Source organism: Pseudomonas sp. S2_H01 (assembly GCF_054668305.1).
In genome coordinates this window covers 1,393,926-1,412,481 of the sequence record NZ_CP162756.1, presented here as the reverse complement: position 1 = coordinate 1,412,481, position 18,556 = coordinate 1,393,926, and the positions used below count along the sequence as shown (strand labels likewise).

General features: G+C 60.2%; 16 protein-coding genes and 1 pseudogene. 10 read left to right on the top strand and 7 right to left on the bottom strand.

The annotated features are described in order from the left end of the window. Positions 1-8 precede the first annotated feature (8 nt). From AB4N84_RS06235 to AB4N84_RS06215, 5 genes are all read left to right on the top strand, one after another. Positions 9-1,520: a sugar ABC transporter ATP-binding protein gene (locus tag AB4N84_RS06235; RefSeq protein WP_074756317.1), complete on the top strand. Its 1,512-nt coding sequence runs from the start codon at positions 9-11 to the stop codon at positions 1,518-1,520. A gap of 4 nt (positions 1,521-1,524) precedes the next feature. Beyond that, positions 1,525-2,484: an ABC transporter permease gene (locus AB4N84_RS06230; protein ID WP_074756315.1), complete on the top strand. Its 960-nt coding sequence runs from the start codon at positions 1,525-1,527 to the stop codon at positions 2,482-2,484. A gap of 216 nt (positions 2,485-2,700) precedes the next feature. Further along, positions 2,701-3,786, top strand: coding sequence for an alcohol dehydrogenase catalytic domain-containing protein (locus tag AB4N84_RS06225; protein WP_460045627.1), 1,086 nt, complete (start codon positions 2,701-2,703; stop codon positions 3,784-3,786). A 312-nt stretch (positions 3,787-4,098) separates the two neighbouring features. Further along, positions 4,099-5,631: an FGGY-family carbohydrate kinase gene (locus AB4N84_RS06220; protein WP_460045626.1), complete on the top strand. Its 1,533-nt coding sequence runs from the start codon at positions 4,099-4,101 to the stop codon at positions 5,629-5,631. A 2-nt stretch (positions 5,632-5,633) separates the two neighbouring features. Then, entirely contained in the window at positions 5,634-6,371 is a 738-nt protein-coding gene (locus tag AB4N84_RS06215) for an SDR family oxidoreductase (RefSeq protein WP_460045624.1), read from the top strand. 115 nt (positions 6,372-6,486) lie between these two features. On the opposite strand, the gene AB4N84_RS06210 is transcribed toward AB4N84_RS06215, so the two are convergent. Then, entirely contained in the window at positions 6,487-7,503 is a 1,017-nt protein-coding gene (locus AB4N84_RS06210; protein ID WP_074756307.1) for a LacI family DNA-binding transcriptional regulator, read from the bottom strand. A 274-nt stretch (positions 7,504-7,777) separates the two neighbouring features. Here AB4N84_RS06210 and AB4N84_RS06205 point away from each other — a divergent pair, with 274 nt between their 5' ends. Continuing rightward, positions 7,778-8,983: an MFS transporter gene (locus tag AB4N84_RS06205; protein WP_460045623.1), complete on the top strand. Its 1,206-nt coding sequence runs from the start codon at positions 7,778-7,780 to the stop codon at positions 8,981-8,983. A 3-nt stretch (positions 8,984-8,986) separates the two neighbouring features. Continuing rightward, a complete protein-coding gene (locus AB4N84_RS06200; RefSeq protein WP_460045622.1) occupies positions 8,987-9,454 on the top strand; it encodes a metallophosphoesterase family protein in 468 nt (155 codons plus the stop codon). Positions 9,455-9,510: 56 nt separating this feature from the next. Here the strand turns inward: AB4N84_RS06200 and AB4N84_RS06195 are convergent, their stop codons facing one another. From AB4N84_RS06195 to AB4N84_RS06180, 4 genes and pseudogenes are all read right to left on the bottom strand, one after another. Then, the gene (locus AB4N84_RS06195; RefSeq protein WP_074756303.1) at positions 9,511-10,302 is read right to left on the bottom strand and encodes a substrate-binding domain-containing protein; all 792 of its coding nucleotides are present in this window, start codon (positions 10,300-10,302) and stop codon (positions 9,511-9,513) included. A gap of 188 nt (positions 10,303-10,490) precedes the next feature. Further along, the gene (locus tag AB4N84_RS06190) at positions 10,491-11,195 is read right to left on the bottom strand and encodes a methyl-accepting chemotaxis protein (RefSeq protein ID WP_460046949.1); all 705 of its coding nucleotides are present in this window, start codon (positions 11,193-11,195) and stop codon (positions 10,491-10,493) included. A 198-nt stretch (positions 11,196-11,393) separates the two neighbouring features. After that, a pseudogene (locus AB4N84_RS06185) lies at positions 11,394-12,299 on the bottom strand (methyl-accepting chemotaxis protein); the annotation flags it as partial. A gap of 358 nt (positions 12,300-12,657) precedes the next feature. Further along, entirely contained in the window at positions 12,658-13,122 is a 465-nt protein-coding gene (locus tag AB4N84_RS06180; protein WP_460045621.1) for a hypothetical protein, read from the bottom strand. 263 nt (positions 13,123-13,385) lie between these two features. On the opposite strand from AB4N84_RS06180, the gene rclC reads away from it, so the two are divergent. Both rclC and AB4N84_RS06170 read left to right on the top strand, forming a co-directional pair. Continuing rightward, the gene (gene rclC, locus AB4N84_RS06175; RefSeq protein WP_074756298.1) at positions 13,386-13,964 is read left to right on the top strand and encodes a reactive chlorine resistance membrane protein RclC; all 579 of its coding nucleotides are present in this window, start codon (positions 13,386-13,388) and stop codon (positions 13,962-13,964) included. Positions 13,965-14,216: 252 nt separating this feature from the next. After that, positions 14,217-15,398 carry an acyltransferase family protein gene (locus tag AB4N84_RS06170; protein WP_074756296.1) on the top strand — a complete coding sequence of 394 codons (1,182 nt, stop codon included), beginning with the start codon at positions 14,217-14,219 and terminating at the stop codon, positions 15,396-15,398. Between the two features lie 41 nt (positions 15,399-15,439). On the opposite strand, the gene AB4N84_RS06165 is transcribed toward AB4N84_RS06170, so the two are convergent. Together AB4N84_RS06165 and AB4N84_RS06160 are read right to left on the bottom strand one after the other, a co-directional pair. Continuing rightward, positions 15,440-16,675 carry a TIGR03862 family flavoprotein gene (locus tag AB4N84_RS06165; protein ID WP_460045620.1) on the bottom strand — a complete coding sequence of 412 codons (1,236 nt, stop codon included), beginning with the start codon at positions 16,673-16,675 and terminating at the stop codon, positions 15,440-15,442. Between the two features lie 199 nt (positions 16,676-16,874). Continuing rightward, positions 16,875-17,792 (bottom strand): histone deacetylase family protein, encoded by a 918-nt coding sequence (locus AB4N84_RS06160; RefSeq protein ID WP_460045618.1) that lies wholly within the window; start codon positions 17,790-17,792, stop codon positions 16,875-16,877. Between the two features lie 128 nt (positions 17,793-17,920). On the opposite strand from AB4N84_RS06160, the gene AB4N84_RS06155 reads away from it, so the two are divergent. After that, entirely contained in the window at positions 17,921-18,484 is a 564-nt protein-coding gene (locus tag AB4N84_RS06155; RefSeq protein WP_074756290.1) for a GNAT family N-acetyltransferase, read from the top strand. The last annotated feature ends 72 nt before the right edge of the window (positions 18,485-18,556 follow it).

The window sequence follows — 18,556 nt, the reverse complement described above, 5'->3', positions numbered from 1 at the left end:
AGGTGCGTATGAGCTGCCTTCTGCAATTGGAAAACATCTGTAAAAGCTATCCCGGCGTGCACGCGCTCAAGTCGATCAACCTTTCGGTCGAGCGCGGTGAAATCCATGCCTTGCTTGGCGAAAACGGCGCGGGTAAGTCCACGCTGATGAAGATCCTCGCCGGGGTCGAACATCAGGATCAGGGCAGCATTCGCATCGACGGCGCGGAGCAGCATTTCGCGACCTACAACGAGGCCATCGCTGCCGGCATCGGCATCGTCTTTCAGGAATTCAGCCTGATCCCTTATCTCAATGCCGTGGAGAACATTTTCCTCGGCCACGAGCTCGTCAATGGCTTCGGGCTGCTGCGCAAACATGACATGCGCGAAAAGGCCATCGGCCTGTTCGACCGTCTGGGCGTGAAGATCAATCTCGATTGTTCTGTGGAGCACTTGAGCGTGGCCGAGCAGCAATTCGTCGAAATCGCCAAGGCGCTGGCCCTCGAAGCTCGCCTGTTGATCCTCGACGAGCCCACCGCGACGTTGACGCCTTCGGAGGCCGAATTGCTGTTTGGCATCATGCGCGAGCTGAAAAGCCAGGGCGTGGCGGTGATCTTCATTTCTCATCACCTTGAGGAGATCTTTCAGGTCTGCGACCGCATCAGCGTGCTGCGCGATGGCGCCAACGTAGGGGCGCTGACCGTGGCCGACAGCGACATCGACACGCTGGTCGAGATGATGGTCGGGCGCCGTCTGGAGGCAAGTTTTCCGCCCAAACCGACGCAAGCCCGGGGCGAGGTCGTGCTGCAGGTGCGCGATATTCAGCTGACCCGTAACGGCCCGCACAACAGCTTCAATCTGCACAAGGGCGAAATTCTCGGGTTCGCCGGGCTGGTCGGTTCCGGGCGCACCGAGCTGGCACTGGGCGTCATCGGCGCGCTGCCGGTGGTCAGCAAGGATGTGCTGTTGCGCGGCCAGTCGGTCAACCTCAGCGACCCGGCGCATGCATTGGCCAACGGCATCGGTCTGCTGCCGGAAAGCCGTAAGAGCGAAGGCCTGATCGTCGACTTCAGCATTCGCGAGAACATTTCGCTGAACAACCTGGGCAAGTACGAAGGGGCGGCCCATCTGCTGGATCGGCACAAGGAAGACACCACCACCGCCGCGCTCATGAAGCAGCTGTCGATCAAGGCGCCGACGTGCGAAAGCAGGGTGTTGAACCTCAGCGGCGGCAACCAGCAGAAAGTGGTGATCGCGCGCTGGATCAATCATCACTGCGACATTTTGATCTTCGACGAGCCGACCCGAGGCATCGACGTCGGCGCCAAGGCAGAAATCTACAACCTGATGCGCAAACTCACCGAACAAGGCTTCGCGATCATCATGATCTCTTCGGAACTGCCGGAAATCATCGGCATGTGCGACCGCGTAGCCGTCTTCAACAAGGGCGCCATCGTCAACGTGCTGCAGGCAAGCGACATCAATCCCCAAGAAGTGATGCGCCATGCCACCGGGAGTCTGAACAGTGAACACCTCCATTAAATCCATGACCGCGCAACCCAGCCGGATGAAGCTCAACTTCGCCCGATTGATCCGCTCGCCGGCGTTCTATCCGTTCGTGGGACTGGTCGTGGTGACCGTCTTCATGATCTTCGCCAGCGACAAGTTCCTGACCGGCGCGAACCTGGAAAATATCGCGCGGCAGGTTTCGATCAACGCCATCATCGCCGTCGGCATGACCTGCGTGATCCTCACCGGCGGTATCGATTTGTCGGTCGGGCCGGTGATGGCGCTCTCCGGCACCTTGACCACCGGACTGATGGTCGCAGGCGTTCCGGCGCCGATTGCGATCCTCATCGGTTTGCTGATTGGCGTGGGCTTTGGCGTCGGCAACGGGATCTTCGTCGCCTACCTGAAAATGCCGCCGATCATCGTCACGCTGGCGACCATGGGCATCGCGCGGGGCCTTGGGCTGATGTACACCGACGGGTACCCGATTTCGGGCATGCCTGACTGGTTCGCCTGGTTCGGTCGCGGCACGCTGTTCGGCATTCAAGTGCCGATCCTGATCATGCTCCTGACGTACTTCTTCGCCTGGGTGCTGCTGCAACACACGCGCATCGGTCGCTACGTCTACGCCATCGGTGGCAACGAAGAAGCGGTGCGTCTGTCCGGTGTGCGCGCTTCGCGCTTCAAGCTGCTGGTGTATTCGATCAGCGGCCTGACGGCGGCGATTGCCGGGCTGGTGCTGTCCTCGCGATTGATGAGCGGGCAGCCGAACGCCGGCGTCGGTTTCGAACTGGACGCGATTGCGGCCGTGGTCCTCGGCGGCGCATCGATTGCCGGTGGTCGTGGCGTGATCATCGGCACCCTGGTCGGTGCCATGCTGCTGGGCGTGTTGAACAACGGGTTGAACATGCTCGGCGTATCGCCTTACGTGCAGAGCGTGATCAAAGGCGGAATCATTTTGCTGGCGATTTTCATCAGTCGGCAGCGGCATAAATAAACCAGCGAGTTGATATCGCCAAGCAGGGGCGCGCCGTTCTGGCGGGTCATGATGATCGGCTTCTGGCCGAAGGCCGTAGGAGCCGGCTTGCTGGCGAATGCGGTGGAGGACCCGATAAAGGTGTCGCGTGTCGGATCCATTCGCCAGCAAGCCGGCTCCTACCGTTCGCGATTTTCATTTGCCAGTGAAATCAAAAAAACCAACAGGTAAACCGACATGGAAAACAACACAAAAACCACCATGCAGGCCGTCGTCTGTCATGCCCCGAAAGACTACCGTCTGGAGCAGATCACCAAGCCGGTTGCGCGTATCAACGAGTTGGTCATTCGCATCGGCGCGTGCGGCATCTGCGCCAGTGACTGCAAATGCCATTCGGGCGCCGCGATGTTCTGGGGCGGCGAAAGCCCGTGGGTCAAGGCGCCGGTCGTGCCGGGTCACGAGTTTTTCGGTTATGTGGATTCGGTGGGCGAGGGCGCTGAAGAGCACTTTGGCGTGAAAGTGGGTGACAAGGTCATCGCCGAGCAGATCGTGCCGTGCGAGAAGTGCAAATTCTGCAAATCCGGCAAGTACTGGATGTGCGAAGTGCACAACATCTTCGGGTTCCAGAAGGACGTCGCCGAGGGCGGCATGGCGCAGTACATGCGCATCCCGAAAACCGCCATCGTGCACAAGATCCCCGAATCGGTGTCGCTGGAAGACTCCGCGCTGATCGAGCCGATGGCCTGCTCGATTCACACCGTCAACCGTGGCGACGTGCAGCTCGATGACGTGCTGGTGATTGCCGGTGCCGGTACGCTGGGCCTGTGCATGGTGCAGGTGGCGGCCCTGAAGACGCCGAAGAAACTGGTGGTCATCGACATGGTCGACGAGCGCCTGGAACTGGCGAAGAAATTTGGCGCTGACGTGGTGATCAACCCGAGCCGCGACAACGCGAAAGAGATCATCAACGGCCTGACCGATGGCTACGGTTGCGACGTGTACATCGAAACCACGGGTGTCCCGGTCGGCGTGACGCAAGGGCTGGACCTGATCCGCAAGCTGGGTCGTTTCGTCGAGTTCAGTGTGTTCGGGGCTGAAACCAGCGCCGACTGGTCGATCATCGGCGACCGCAAGGAACTGGACGTGCGCGGCGCCCATTTGGGGCCGTATTGCTACCCGATCGCCATCGACCTGTTCGAACGCGGCCTGGTGACCTCCGAAGGCATCGTCACCCACGACTTCGGTCTGGATGACTATGCCGAAGCGTTTGCCCTGGCGGATTCGACCAAGTCGATCAAGGTGCTGCTCAAGCCGGTCAACTGACTTTCAGGTTGAAACACAATCCCTGTAGGCGCTCATGAACCCGGTGAGGAGTCTACTTCCGGTCTTGTAGGAGCTCACGAGCCCCGCGAGGCAGCGATCGGCTGCGAAGCAGTCGTAGAACCTGCGATCGAGGTGTGTCTGACAGATCTCAGTCGCAGGGTTTACTGCCGCTTCGCGCCAGATCGCTGCCTCGCGGGGCTCGTGAGCTCCTACAGTGTCCGAGGTGGATCAGCGGCTACAGTGGATCGAGGCAGAACCCAAGGATCGAGCCGTGTCAGCTGAACCCACCCAATAACAAGAGAGCGCACGAAGATGGAATACGTCATCGGGGTCGACATCGGCACCCAGAGCACCAAGGCATTGCTGGTTGATGCTCAGGGCCGCATCGTCGCGCAGCACAGTCACAGCTACAAGGTCGATACCCCTAAACCGCGCTGGGCCGAGCAATGGCCTCAGGTGTGGCTGGACGCGGTGGAACTCTGCGTCGCCGCCTGTATGAAAAAAAGCGCCGTGCCCAAAGACAGCGTCAAATCGCTGTGCGTGAGCAGCCTGTATGGCGGCTCCGGCATTGCGGTCGATGCGCAGATCAAACCGCTCTACCCGTGTCTGATCTGGATGGATCGACGCGCCGAAGAACAGGTGGAGTGGGTCAGGCAGAACGTCGATCTGGAACGCCTGCATGCCATCACCGGCAACTCGGTGGACAGCTATTACGGCTTTACCAAGATGCTCTGGCTCAAGGACAAACAACCACGCGTCTGGGCTGACACCCTATACCTGTTGCCGCCCAACAGTTACATCAATTACTGCCTGACCGGCGAAGTGGCGGTCGATCACAGCTCGGCCGGCAATATTGGCGGCGTTTACGACGTCGAGGAACGAGGCTGGTCGACAGAAATGCTCGACGCACTGGGTATCCCGCAATCGATGATGCCCGAGCGTCTGGTGCATTCAGGTGACGTGGTCGGCGGCCTGCTGAACAAGTGGGCCGAACGGCTGGGGTTGTCGGCAGGTACGCCTGTGCTGGGCGGCGGCGTTGATGCCGCAATGGCGACGTTCGCTGCGGGCGTCACGCAAGCCGGCAACCACGTCGCGATGATCGGCACCAGCATGTGCTGGGGTTACCTCAATCAACAGGTCGATGCGCGGCATGGCCTGGTCAGCTTTCCCCACGTCTTCAACGGCGCCAGAGACCTCTACATTTTTGGCGGCGCGATTACCGCTGGCGCTTCTGTCAGCTGGTTCCGCGAGCAGTTCTGTCAGGCGGAAGAGCAACAGGGGCGCGAGACGGGCGAAGACAGCCACGTCATCCTCGAACGCGCTGCGACGAAGATTCCGGCGGGCAGCGACGGCGTGCTCTTTCAGCCCTATCTGATGGGCGAGCGCAGCCCGGTCTGGGACGCGAAAGCCAGCGGCAGCTTTGTCGGCCTGAGCCTCTATCACACGCGGATTCACCTGTACCGCGCGGTGCTGGAGGGCGTGACCTACGCGCTGCGCCACAACATCGAGGCCGGGACCAAAGGCGCGCAGTCTCTGGACCCTCGGTTGATCGTGGTCGGTGGCGCGAGCCATTCAGACCTGTGGATGCAGATCATTGCCGACGTCACCCATTTCCCGGTCTACACCATCGTTCAGGAGGTCGAGGCGGCCCTCGGCGCCGCGCTGCTGGCCGCCCATGCAGTCGGGCTGGTCGATGAAGAACAGGTACACAAAGGCTGGATTCAACTGGAGCGTCGGGCAGAGCCTCAAGCGGACAACGTCGCGCTCTATTCGCGCCTGTTCGCCGATTACGTGGCGCTGTACCCGGCGCTGAAACCGATCATGCATCGTCTGCAAGGAGCGTGAATGTGAACACCGCCCGTTTTGATTTCAGCGGCCAGCGTGTGCTGGTGACCGGCGCCAGCAGCGGTATCGGTCGGGAAGTTGCCCAGCAGTTGCTCAGCGCAGGCGCCGGCGTGTATGCCATGGGGCGCGATGCGGCTGCATTGGACACACTGGCCGGTCAGGGCTGTAAGGTCTTGCGCGTGGACATGGCCGACCAGGTGCAACTGGCTTCCATACTCGCGCAGTTGCCGGTGATGCACGGCCTGGTCAATTGCGCCGGCATTTCCATTCTGGAAGCGGCGACCGAGGTCAGTGCCTCGGCGTTCGATCAGGTGATGACGGTTAACGTGCGCGCGGCCGCGATGGTGGCGGCCAGCGTGGCCAAGGCGATGATTGGCGAGGGCGTCAAGGGCAGCATCGTCAATGTGTCGAGCCAGGCGTCGCTGGTGGCTCTGGACGACCACCTGAGTTACTGCGCGTCCAAAGGTGCCATGGACGCCATGACCCGTGTGCAGTGTGGCGAATGGGGCAAACATGGAATTCGCGTGAACAGCGTCAACCCGACCGTGACCCTGACCCCGATGGCGCAGATGGCCTGGAGCGAGCCAAGCAAGCGCGATCCGGCCTTGGCGGCCATCCCGCTTGGACGCTTTGCCGAGACCTCGGAAGTCGCGGCGCCGATTCTGTTTCTGCTGAGCGACGCGGCGTCGATGATCAGTGGCGTCTCGCTACCGATTGATGGGGGGTATACCAGCAAATAACGTGCAATCTGTAGGCGCGCTTGCCCGCGATGGCGTCTTGTCAGGCAACGCGATGGTTCCAGATAGATCGCCCTCGCGGGACAAGCCCCGCGCCTACAGGTTCTGCATCAGCCACTCAGCCCGTCACCCCATTCTCAAGCTCGCCCACAATCACCACCTTCGCCTTCGGCAGGTAGCGATCCTGAATGCGCTCCAGCAACAGGGTCACGGCGCTGCTGCCTGCGCGTGACGCGTCGTGCGCGATGCAGGCGATGGGGATGCCGAAGATATCGGCGAACGGCAACCGGTCGATGCCGCAGATGGGCACGCTCTCGTGCGCGATGTTTCGGTCACGCAGTGCTTTCATCGCACCGAGCGTGATCAATTGGTTAAAGCCGAAGATCGCATCGGGCACTGACTGTTCGCTCAGGTAATCCAGTGTGCTCTGGTACGAAGGCGCCAGGGTGTAATCACCGGCAAACACATCCAGCTGAACCTGCTTGCCGCTTTCTGCGAGGGCAGCTTTCACACCCTTGAGACGCTCCTCGGAAATCCGCGAATGCGCCGGGCCCGTCAACACCAGCAGCCGCGCCATCGCCGGGTTTTGCGACAAGAGGTAGCGCGCGCCTTTCAATCCGCTGTGATAGTTGTCCAACACCACATGGCTGAACGGGCTGTCGTGCAGCGCGCGGTCCAGTTGCACGACAGGAATCTCGCCATTGCTCAGGCGACTGAGGTAAGCGGGCTGATACTCCGGTTCATCCGACACCGGAGACAGGATGATGCCTGCGACGCGATAGCTGAGCAGGGTGTCGACGGCCTTACGCTCCAGCTCTTCCGAACCATCGGTGTCCACCAGCATGATGGTGTAGCCGTGTTTTTTCGCCTCGCGGGAAATCGCCTTGATCATCTCGCTGTAAAACGGGTTGTCCACCGACGCCGTGATCACGCCGATGATCATGCTCTCGCTGCGCTTGAGGCTTCGGGCGAACGCGTTGGGCACATAGTCCAGTTCCTGCGCCACCTCCAGAATCCGCGCCAGGGTTGCGGGCTTGACCAGATCGGGTTTGTTCAACGCACGGGAAACGGTGACCGGCGTCATGTTCACACGGCGGGCGATGTCGGAAATGGTGACGGGCGTTTTTTTGCTCATTGGACTTCTGGCGACGTTGGAACGGGACAACAGGCGGGAAGGCCGCATCGTTGCAGGATTGCGCAAGGCTAGCACGATGGCGGGCGAACGCGGTGCTGTCACGGCCTCTAATGTTAACGTTTTCATCGCCATATTCCGTGGCTCTGCGCCGATACCTGAGCGTTCAGTCGAACGCAACGGTTAGCGCTGCGGTCCATTGCCCGGAGAAACTTTCCCAGCGCGTTGTACGCAATCCGCGAATAATGTGTGTCCGTTTAATTGGTCTGGAGGATTCATGACCTCGCCCGCTTCACCTTCTTCCCGCGACTTCTTCATAGCGGCCGCCGCGTTATTGATCGCGATGGTGGGTACCACGCTGCCGACACCGCTTTATGCGATCTATCAGCAACGGCTGGGCTTTGATGCCAGCTGGCTGACGATCATCTTCTCCATTTATGCGGCGGGGGTGATCGCAGCGTTGTTGGCGGTCGGGAGTTGGTCGGATCAGTTGGGGCGGCGGCCGATGTTGCTCGCCGGGTTGTCGATGGGGGCCATCAGCGCGGTGATTTTCCTGTGCACGGATTCCATAGGCGGCTTGCTGATCGGGCGCCTGTTCTCGGGGTTTTCGGCCGGCATCATGACCGGTACGGCGACGGTGGCGGTGATTGAGCTGGCACCCAGATCCTGGAAGAACGCCACGTTGATGGCGACCGCCGCGAACATGCTGGGACTGGGGCTCGGGCCCTTGTTGGCAGGCTTCACCTCGCAGTACCTGGACGATCCGTTGCACCTGATTTTCTACGTGCACCTTGCGCTGTTGCTCCTGGCCGCGCTGGGCATTGCGGTGATTCGCGAGACCGTGAAGCGTCCTGCGCAATTGAAACTCGGCATTCAGAAACCCTCGGTCCCGGCTTCGGTTCGCGGTGTTTTCATCTCGGCGTCGATTGCCGGACTGGCAGGTTTCAGTGTCGCGGGATTGTTCACCAGCATGGTGCCCTCGGTGATGATTCACATCATGGAGGAGCGGGGCGGGCTGGTGATCGGTGCAGTGATTGGCTTGTTCTTCGTGGCATCGATCGTGGGGCAGGCATCGTTGCAGTGGCTTCCTAAATCGCAACACATGAACCTGGGCTGCGTGGGCTTGATGCTGGGCATGATTTCCCTGGGACTGAGCATCGCCACCGCACAGTTACTGCTGCTCATTCTTGCCGGCCTGCTTGCGGGGATCGGGCAGGGCATGATCCTGCGCTCTGGCATGGGGGCGGTGACCGCGAGCAGTCCGCCTGATCAGAAGGCCGCAGTGACCTCCGCATTCTTTGTGGTGCTCTACGTGTCGATTTCGGTGCCGGTGGTGGCGGTCGGTTTCAGCGTGCAGGCGTTTGGCTTGCCTCATGTCGGCGAGTTTTTCGCATCGCTGGTGGCGCTGGTCGCCTTGCTGGCGATGCTCAGCATGAAGCGGGTGCAGTCCCGGCAAGCGGCTGTTTCATCGGCAGGAAACTGACCGATGACGATCAAGGTCGGCCTTATTGCAGACACCCACGGTCTGCTGCGACCGCAGGCGCTTGAGGCGTTGCGCGGCTGTGATTACCTGATCCACGGTGGCGACATCGGCAAGCCGTCGATTCTCGACGCCTTAAGGAACATCGCGCCGCTGACGGTGGTGCGGGGCAATAACGACACCGACGATGCCTGGGCGTCGCAGGTGCCGTACGAAGCAACCCTGAGGATTGGCGACTTGGCGATCTACGTCACCCATATCCTGGCGGATGTGCCAGACACTTTGCCGTCTGACGTGAGCGTGGTGGTGACCGGGCATTCCCACAAGCCGCTGCAGCAGACGCGACAGGGTGTGCTGTTCATCAACCCGGGGAGCGCCGGGCCACGGCGCTTCAAGTTGCCGATCACGGTCGGGATGCTGCACATCGACGGGCCCGATGTGCGAGGCGAGTTGATTGAGTTGGACCTGAGTTGAAACGCCCATTGTGGGCGTGAGCTTGCTCACCCCCACAGGGACCGGCGCAGAAGGAGCTATTTCGCAATCGGGTCCAGTCCGCTGGCTTTGATCGCAGGCGCTGCCGCCGACGAGCTCAGGAACTCCAGGAACTGTTTGGCTTGCTCTGGGTGTTTGCTCTTGGTCACGACACCGGCCGAATACAGGGTCATCTGCTGGGCCTGATCAGGGATCAGCCCGATGATGTCGATCCCGTCCACCGGCTTCAATTCACTCAATTGCTGAAAGCCGATCTCGGCGTCCCCGCGCGCGACCACTTCTCCCACGGGCTCGGCCGGAATCATGTGGCTTTTGCTCTGGATGCGGTCGGCGATGTGCATCTGGTTGAACAGAACGCGTGACAGGTAAACGCCGCTGGCGCTGTCGGAATACGCGATGGTCTTGGCGTCGAGCAGGGTCTGTTTGAACGCTTCCATGGTGCTGATATCAGGGTGCGGCGCGCCGTGACGGACAGCCATGGCGATGTAGGATTTGCCCAGATCGACGCGGGTTTTCGGATCGACCTTGCCGTCCTTGATCAGCTTGTCCAGCGCGGCACCCACCATCAGCACCACGTCGGCAGGTTCCTGACGCGCAAGGCGATTGGGGATGGCTTGCGGGGTTGCGCCCATGGAAGGTGCCACTTCACCCTGCAGTTTGACGCCCACGCGTTGTTCGTAATCCGGAGTGACGGCCTTGAAGGCGCCCATGATGCCGCCGGAACTCAAGACGATCAGTTGAACAGGGGCGGTGGCCGTTGCAGCGTGGGTAAAAGCCGCAGGAATAAAGGTGATGGCGGCGCTCAGCAGGTAAGGCAGAATTTTTTTCATGAAGATGAACCTGGCGTTGTTAGAGGTGAATCTGACGAATAAAAACAGCGCGGGCAGTATGTGGCAAATGTGCGCTGAGTAAATCCCTTTCTTGCGACCTCGGATTCACAGACGCCATTTGCCACACTGGGTTCAGTTAAAAAAAAGGCCGCGCCGGGTGTTGAACCCGGCGCGGCCTGTGTTCCGATTTACACCTTGAAGTGGCTGACCAGCATCTGCAACTGGTTGCCCAGACGGGCCAGTTCGACGCTGGACGCGGCGGTCTCTTCACTGGCGGCGGCCGTCTGTTCGGAGACATCTCGCACGTTGAGGATGCTGCGGCTGATTTCTTCGGCCACCGAGCTTTGCTGCTCGGCCGCGGCGGCGATCTGCTGGTTCATCGCCTGAATGTTCGAGACGGTGTTGGTAATGCTTTCCAGCGAAGTGCCGGCCTTGCGGGTCAGCGCCACGCTGCTGTCGGTGAGGTTGCGACTGCTGAGCATGATGTCCGAGACCTGACGCGTGCCGTTCTGCAGGGCGGCAACCAGGCCTTCGATTTCTTCGGTGGATTGCTGGGTACGCTGCGCCAGGCCACGGACTTCATCGGCCACGACCGCAAATCCACGGCCGGCTTCGCCTGCGCGAGCGGCTTCGATCGCGGCGTTGAGCGCCAGCAGGTTGGTCTGCTCGGCAACGGCCTTGATCACGTCCATCACCTTGCCGATCTTGTCGCTTTCCTGTTCCAGAACGCTCATGGCGTCCGTGGAGCGAACCACTTCGCTGGCCAGCTTTTCAATCTGGGCAATCGCTTCGCCGACGACTTTGTCGCCATCACGGGCCTGCTTGTCGGCATCGGAGGCGGCGACCGACGCTTGTTCGGCATTGCGCGCGACCTCGTGAACGGTGGCCGACATCTCGTGCATGGCAGTGGCGACCTGGTCGGTCTCTACTTTCTGGCTGTTGACGCCAGCGCTGGTCTGCTCGGTGACCGCAGACAGTTCTTCGGCGGCGCTGGCGATTTGCGTGACGCTGTCCCGGATGCCGCCAATCAGTTCACGCAAGGTGGTGCCCATGCGTTGAATGCCGTGCTGCAGCACGCCCAGTTCATCCTTGCGGGTAACGATCATGTCGTGTGACAGATCGCCGGATGCGATGCGGTCGACGACCTTCAGGGTTTCCTGCAACGGGCCGGTGATCTGGCGAGTAATGAGCAGCGCCGCCAAGGCACCGAAGATCAGCGCCAGCAGGGTACCGCCGATTTGCAACGTGCGCGCTTCATGAACATCGGATTCGCCCAGCGTGTTCTGAATGTCGATCAGTTGCTGGCTCAGTTTGATGATCTGGGCTTGCTCTTCGGTCATCTCGGCGCGTGCGGCGTTGATGCTGTCGGTGGCGGCTTTGAAGCCTTGAACCGAGTTGCGGTACCCGATCAGCGACGCTTCCAGCTGTTTCAACCGATCGGCATGCGTACTGCCGAACGTCGCATTCAGTTTCTCAAGGCCACTGATGGCGGCAGACAGCTGACGAGTGGCGGCTTCTTCGGTCTTGGCGTTGACGTTGCCGGTGTAACCGCGCACTTCGTAGCGCACCAGCATGACGTCTTCTTTGGCCTTGATGATGGTCTGGTACTGCTCGAAACGACGTTCGTCGGTCGGGTCCAGCTTCACCACGTCATCGTTGATCGCGGCGATCAACTCGGCCGCTTTCACGGCATCGACACCCATATCGGCGCGTACTTTGGCGCTGGTCCTATAGCCATCGCGCATCTTGTTCAGTGAGTTCTGATAGGCACTGATCTGATCGCCCAACGCTTTGATCGTGGGTACGTTCAGCGGGTTGCTGAACGTGGTCTGCAGGTATTGCTGTTGGGCCTTGTAGGCGTCCAGGGCGGTCTGCACGGTTTGGGCCACGGCCTCATCGCCGTTGCTGAGCATGTATTGCAGACGGGTCACGCGCAGGTCGGTGAGTTTGTAGCCGAGTTTGGTGATGTCGGCCACGCGATCACTGCGGTAGGTCATGTTGCCCAGACTGTTCCAGCCGATCAGTGCAAGCAGGGCAGTAAAAACGAGTACGACACCGAACCCGAGGGCCAGCTTCATATTGACGCTGATGTTGGCGAACCAGCTCTTCATCACAATTCTCCAGAATGTCCATTTTTTGAAATCGTCAGCTGGAGAGTTGTTGTTCTATGAAAGCCAGCAAAACATTCAAATGTACGAGTGCATCGGCGGGAACCGGGAAATCTGTAAGAAATGTCGGAGCAATGGCGGGAGTTTTTCTTACCGGGACGCGTGGAGAGCCCTGGCATGGGCGTTCGCGGAGCCCAAAAACAATCAAGCCCGGCAAAGGCCGGGCTGGGAGGGAGCGAAGGGTGAATCAGCTCAGGCGGCTTGCACCGACGTGATCAGCACCATCAGCAGCGATGCGGCCCAGGTGGGTGTGATCAGAACCGTTTTCAGCGACACGGTTGGCGCCTACGCGGTCCGCACCATCAGCAGCGATGCGGCCCAGCTGGGTGTGATCAGAACCGTTTTCAGCAACACGGTTGGCACCTACGCGGTCAGCACCGTCAGCAGCGACGCGACCCATGTTGGTGTGATCAGAACCGTTTTCAGCGACACGGTTCGCACCAACGCGGTCAGCGCCATCAGCCGCCACACGGTTGGCACCGACACGATCGGCGCCGTCAGCAGCGATGCGACCCAGGCCGGTGTGGTCAGAACCGTTTTCGGCAACGACCGGCGAATTCAGGTGTTGGCTGGCATCGACAGCGGGCAAAGCGAATGCGCTGCTTGCCAGTACGGAGAAGGCCAGGCCAAGGATCAGTGAGTTGGTTTTCATGAGGGTTGCTCCAGAATTCGTCAGTTGTTAACTCGGTATGGAGGCAATGTTACGCGGCGCTGGATTATTAAGAAGTCAATCGTATTGGTAGCGATCATCGCTGTGGTTGATAGTGGGAAAGTCCCCACGGGCGAATGAAGAAACACGGAGTACCCTCGATCCGGTTTGAGACGATTGCGCAAAAGCTTGAGCGGATCGGACGTAACCTGAGATCCGCGTCTCCTTAACCTTGAGTCCACTGAAATCACCAAGGGCTCAACGCCATGCTCACGCTCAATACCCTGCTGCAAAAGGCTTCCCGCCTCGACAAACTCGGCATCCACCTGATCAGGATCGGCGTCGCCATCATCTTTATCTGGATCGGTGCATTGAAGTTCGTGCCCTACGAGGCCGACAGCATTACCCCGTTCGTGGCCAACAGCCCGGTGATGTCGTTCTTTTATGAACACCCGCACGAGTACAAGGAGCACCTGACCCACGAAGGCCAACTGGACCCGGTCAAACGCGAATGGCAGGTCAGCAACCACACCTATGCGTTCTCCGACGGTCTGGGCACCGTCGAAATCCTGATCGGCTTGCTGGTGCTGTCATACGGGTTCTCTCGTCGTCTGGGCATGCTCGGTTCGATCCTCGCCTTCCTGACGCCCATCGTGACCCTTTCGTTTCTCTTCACGACACCCGAAGCCTGGGTCTCCAACCTTGGCGATGCCAACTATGGATTCCCTTACCTCTCAGGTGGCGGCCGTCTGGTGCTCAAGGATGTGCTGATGCTCGCAGGCGCGGTGGTGATGATTGCGGACTCGGCGCGTCAGTTGCTGCGGTCTGGCAAGACAATACAGTGACGGGTACCGAGACCCTGAAGACGGGCCTGATGGCGTCAGCATTTCGTCGAGCAATCTGACGAGCAGTTGACCATCAGGTCTGTGCATGACCCTTTAGTCAGACGCGTCAAACGCTGACGTCAACTTTCCCTCCCTCGTCTGTATCAGGGATGAAATATTTCAACTGTCGAGGTTGAGCCGAACAAAATACCGTGTACTGGCTTCAGTCTCCGCCGAGGGTGGCGGTCTTCTAACCAGTATGGAAGTTGCGTTATGAAACCTGTTCAGCGATTCACCACACTCGACAGTTTCAGAGGTGTTTGCGCATTGCTGGTCGTGTTCTTCCACCTGCATGTGGTCGACACGTTCATCCAGCTGCCGTTCTTCCGACGAGACGAGGTACTGCTCAATTTCTTCTTTGTCCTCAGTGGTTTTGTTCTCGCTCACACTTACGGCATGAAGCCGAATCTTTCATTCAAATCCTTCTTCATTTCCCGCGTGTTCCGACTCTATCCGCTGCACCTGGTGATGCTGGCCGTATTCATCCTGTTCGAGACGGTTCGCTGGATCGCCTACAACAAGGGTTTCTATCTGAACAACGTGCCTTTTACCGGGCTTTTCGCGCCGAAGGAAATCCTGCCCAACCTGTTCCTGGTTCAGGCCTGGACCACACTGACGGAAACCATGTCGTTCAATTACCCGTCCTGGACCATCAGCATCGAGTTCTACATCTATATGCTGTTCGGCGCCCTGTGCATGTTCTCCATGAGAAACCGCTTCCTGCTGTTCGCCGCGATATCGCTGACGGCCTTTGCCTTGATCTTTTCCGAGAACGAGCCCTTGGTCGAGCGGGCAATGCTCGGGTTGTCCTGCTTTTTCGCGGGCAACATCACCTATGTGGTGTACCTGCTCATCCGGGACAAGTTCGTGCCCCGGCCTTGGCTGATGACCGTTCTTGAGTGCGCGATGATGTACGCGACCTACTGGATCGTGATGAACGACTTCGACTATCGCTCGCCCGTTGGCAGCCTGACGTTTTGCGGATTGGTGTTGCTGTTCGCGTTCGAAGGCGGCCTGGTGTCTGCGCTGCTCAAGACCGGCGTGTTCGTCCTGCTGGGCAAACTGTCGTACTCGATCTACATGACCCATGCAGCATTCCTGTTCTGCCTCTCGACGGTGTTCATCGTGGCGCAGAAAGTCACGGGCCTGGAGCTGGCGCCGATGATCGGCGGTCAGCGCTTCATGGACACAGGATCAATGCTCGGCAACAACCTCTTCGTGGTGGCGGTTGCGGTGTTTTGTGTCGTGATTGCAGGGTTCGCGCACAAGTACGTCGAGATGAAAGGCTACGAACTGGGCAAACGCGTGCTTGGAGGTTCTGCCAACGCCAAAACGGCGGCGGACAAGCAGGGGGCACTGCCCGCCATGGAACAGCGGGTTGATCGAGTGGCATAAGCCATTGCGGGCTCAGCTCGCCTACGGGTGTGATGAGCCCTTCAGCCGCGCAACCATTGCACCATCCCCAGGCCTGCCGCGCGGCCGCTGGCAAAGCAGGCCGTGAGCAGATAGCCGCCGGTAGGGGCTTCCCAGTCGAGCATTTCTCCGGCGCAGAACACGCCCGGCAAAGGCTTGAGCATGAGGCGCTCGTCGAGGGCCTCAAAGGGAACGCCGCCCGCCGTGCTGATGGCCTCGTCCAACGGGCGGGGCCTGATCAGCGTCAATGGCAACCGCTTCACGGCCTGGGCCAGCTGCGCCGGATCCGCGAACGCCTCGACAGGCGCCAACTCACGCAGCAATCCTGCCTTCACGCCGTCGATGCCAAGCTGACTGTGCAAGTGCTTGGACATGGAACGAGCGCCACGTGGCTTGCTCAATGCTTTCTGCACATCGGTCAGGCTTTTCCCCGGCAGCAGATCAATCTCCACCGTGGCCGAGCCCTGTTGATTGATCGCCTCACGGATCTGCGCCGACAGCGCGTAGACCAGACTGCCTTCGACACCGGTCTGGGTCAGCACGCATTCGCCCAGCCGCAGAGGATGCCCTTGCAGGCCGATGGCGATGTTCTTCAGTGGCGCGCCTGCAAACTTGTCGCGCAACAGATCGCTCCAGGACGAGACCTCGAAACCGCAGTTCGCCGCTTGAAGGGGTGTGACGGGCACACCGCGTTCCTCAAGTAACGGCAACCACGCGCCGTCCGAGCCCAGGCGTGCCCAACTGGCGCCACCTAATGCGAGCAACGTCGCTGCGGGCTGGAGGGTCAGTTCGCCTTCCGGGTGGGCAATGCGCAGGCTGTGGTCGGCATTCCAGCCCAGCCAGCGGTGGCGGGTGTGGATAACGACACCCGCGTCGCGCAGACGCTTGAGCCAGGCGCGCAGCAGCGGCGCGGCTTTCATGTCCGTGGGAAATACGCGGCCCGAACTGCCGACGAACGTTTGAATGCCCAGCCCGTGAATCCATTCGCACAACGCCTCGGCACCGAAGCCGCGCAGCAGTGGCGCAATCATCGGGGCGCGTTCGGCATAGCGCGACAGAAATGCCGGGTAGGCCTCGGAGTGGGTGATGTTCATCCCGCCCACGCCGGCCAGCAGAAACTTGCGTCCCACCGACGGCATTGCGTCGTACAGATCGACCTTGAAGCCCGCCTGGCTCAACACTTCGGCCGCCATCAAACCGGCAGGGCCGCCGCCGATGATGGCAACAGTGGGGGCAGGGGAGGACGTGTCTGAGGTCATGGGCAAGCTGCGGATCGTTGACGTGGGGCGCGCATTCTAACTGAGGTGCAGGGCAAACGAACGGCCTGTGGACAACTATTGAGCAAAAAACATACAACCCGCTCTACACCTTGCACCATATGGCGTCTGTCGCGTTGCGCTCAGGTTATCCACAGGCGGTTCCACAGTGGATGTGGGTAAGCCTGTTCGGGCTCGGTTGCTATAACCCTTCCGAGCTCCATACCCGCTGCGCGCTGTGATGCAGAATCCCGTGCCGACGCGCCAAGGCTTCGCGGTCCTTGCTGTAACCGCCGCCGATCACCCCCATCACCGGAATGTCTCGCGCCAGGCAATGGCGCATCACGGCTTCGTCGCGACGTGCCACGCCGTCGTCGGTCAATTGCAGGTAGCCCAGCGCATCGTCCTTGTGCACGTCGACACCCGCGTCATAGAGCACCAGGTCGGGTCGATACAGCGGCAGCAGGTAATTGAGCGTGTCATCGACTACCTTCAGGTAATCGTCGTCGCCCATGCCCATCGGCAGCGGAATGTCCCAATCACTCTGGGCCTTGCGCGCGGGGAAGTTTTTTTCACAATGCAGCGAGACGGTGATCGCGTCGTCCGTGTGTTCGAGAATCCGCGCCGTACCATCGCCTTGATGGACGTCGCAGTCGAAGATCAACACCCGGTCGACCCGCCCGCTTTGCAGCAGGTAATGGCTGATGATCGCCAGGTCGTTGAAGATGCAGAACCCCGCGGGATAATCGTAATGCGCGTGATGGGTGCCGCCCGCCAGGTGACAGGCCAGACCGTGCTGCAGCGCCTTCTCGGCGGTCAGCAACGAACCGCCGACGGCACGCACGGTGCGTCGGGCCAGGTCTTCGCTCCAGGGCAGCCCCAGACGACGCTGATCTTCGCGCGACAAGTCGCCATCCATGTAACGCCGGATGTACGAAGGGTCATGGGCAAGCGCGAGAATATCGTCCGGGCAGACCTCTGGACGGAATAACTGAGCATCCGTGGTCAGTCCGCTGTCAACAAGGTGGTCGTGCAACAGGCGGAATTTGTCCATCGGGAAACGATGGTCGGGCGGGAACGCCGGACTGTAGTCTTCGTGATAGATAAGCGGCAGGGACATAGTGCGTACGCGTAGGGTTCGACGGGGAATCTTGCCAGTTATGACCGCGACCGCACAGCGATTTGGCTGAGTGCCGTCGTGGTTGTAACGGGTAAACACTTTGAGGCGCGGGGCAGGGGAGATGTTCAATGGAGCCGATACTTGAGCTCAACAGCGCACGCTTGTTGATGCGTCAGTGGCGAGATGATGATTTGCCAGCCTTTGCACACATGTGCGCCGATCCACAGGTGATGCGGTATTTTCCTGCGCTGCTCACACGGCTCGAAAGCGCCAAGATGATTGGTCGCGTGCGGGGGCATTTTGCTGAATACGGCTTTGGTCTGTGGGCGCTGGAACGTAAGGACACCGGGGAATTCATCGGTTTCACCGGGCTGAACGTGGTGGGTTTCGACGCGGCATTCACCCCTGCGGTGGAAATCGGCTGGCGCCTGGCCCGCGAACACTGGGGCTTGGGGTATGCCAGTGAAGCGGCCTGGACGGTCCTGGGCTGCGGGTTCGAGCATGTCGAGCTGGACGAAATCGTGTCGTTCACAGCGGTCAGTAATCTGCCGTCGCAGAAAGTCATGCAAGCCATCGGCATGCAGAACACGCCGGCCGATGATTTCGATCATCCGAATCTGCCCGAAGGCCACCCGCTGCGGCCTCACGTGCTCTATCGCATCAACCGCCAGCAGTGGCTGGCGACCTTGTGAATCGTGGGTATCGGGCTACAAACATCTGTATCATCTCGCCCACCGCCCCGTGACGGCTGTGCTTCGGCCTCC

Excerpts from the sequence above, each read along its gene's own strand:
- AB4N84_RS06155 (WP_074756290.1), top strand. The coding sequence starts at position 17,921 with ATGGAGCCGATACTTGAGCTCAACAGCGCACGCTTGTTGATGCGTCAG.
- AB4N84_RS06210 (WP_074756307.1), bottom strand. The coding sequence starts at position 7,503 with ATGAGCAAAAAAACGCCCGTCACCATTTCCGACATCGCCCGCCGTGTG.
- rclC (WP_074756298.1), top strand. The coding sequence starts at position 13,386 with ATGCTCACGCTCAATACCCTGCTGCAAAAGGCTTCCCGCCTCGACAAA.
- AB4N84_RS06195 (WP_074756303.1), bottom strand. The coding sequence starts at position 10,302 with ATGAAAAAAATTCTGCCTTACCTGCTGAGCGCCGCCATCACCTTTATT.
- AB4N84_RS06225 (WP_460045627.1), top strand. The coding sequence starts at position 2,701 with ATGGAAAACAACACAAAAACCACCATGCAGGCCGTCGTCTGTCATGCC.
- AB4N84_RS06160 (WP_460045618.1), bottom strand. The coding sequence starts at position 17,792 with ATGTCCCTGCCGCTTATCTATCACGAAGACTACAGTCCGGCGTTCCCG.
- AB4N84_RS06205 (WP_460045623.1), top strand. The coding sequence starts at position 7,778 with ATGACCTCGCCCGCTTCACCTTCTTCCCGCGACTTCTTCATAGCGGCC.
- AB4N84_RS06235 (WP_074756317.1), top strand. The coding sequence starts at position 9 with ATGAGCTGCCTTCTGCAATTGGAAAACATCTGTAAAAGCTATCCCGGC.
- AB4N84_RS06230 (WP_074756315.1), top strand. The coding sequence starts at position 1,525 with ATGACCGCGCAACCCAGCCGGATGAAGCTCAACTTCGCCCGATTGATC.
- AB4N84_RS06165 (WP_460045620.1), bottom strand. The coding sequence starts at position 16,675 with ATGACCTCAGACACGTCCTCCCCTGCCCCCACTGTTGCCATCATCGGC.
- AB4N84_RS06200 (WP_460045622.1), top strand. The coding sequence starts at position 8,987 with ATGACGATCAAGGTCGGCCTTATTGCAGACACCCACGGTCTGCTGCGA.
- AB4N84_RS06220 (WP_460045626.1), top strand. The coding sequence starts at position 4,099 with ATGGAATACGTCATCGGGGTCGACATCGGCACCCAGAGCACCAAGGCA.
- AB4N84_RS06190 (WP_460046949.1), bottom strand. The coding sequence starts at position 11,195 with ATGTCGGCCACCGTTCACGAGGTCGCGCGCAATGCCGAACAAGCGTCG.
- AB4N84_RS06180 (WP_460045621.1), bottom strand. The coding sequence starts at position 13,122 with ATGAAAACCAACTCACTGATCCTTGGCCTGGCCTTCTCCGTACTGGCA.
- AB4N84_RS06170 (WP_074756296.1), top strand. The coding sequence starts at position 14,217 with ATGAAACCTGTTCAGCGATTCACCACACTCGACAGTTTCAGAGGTGTT.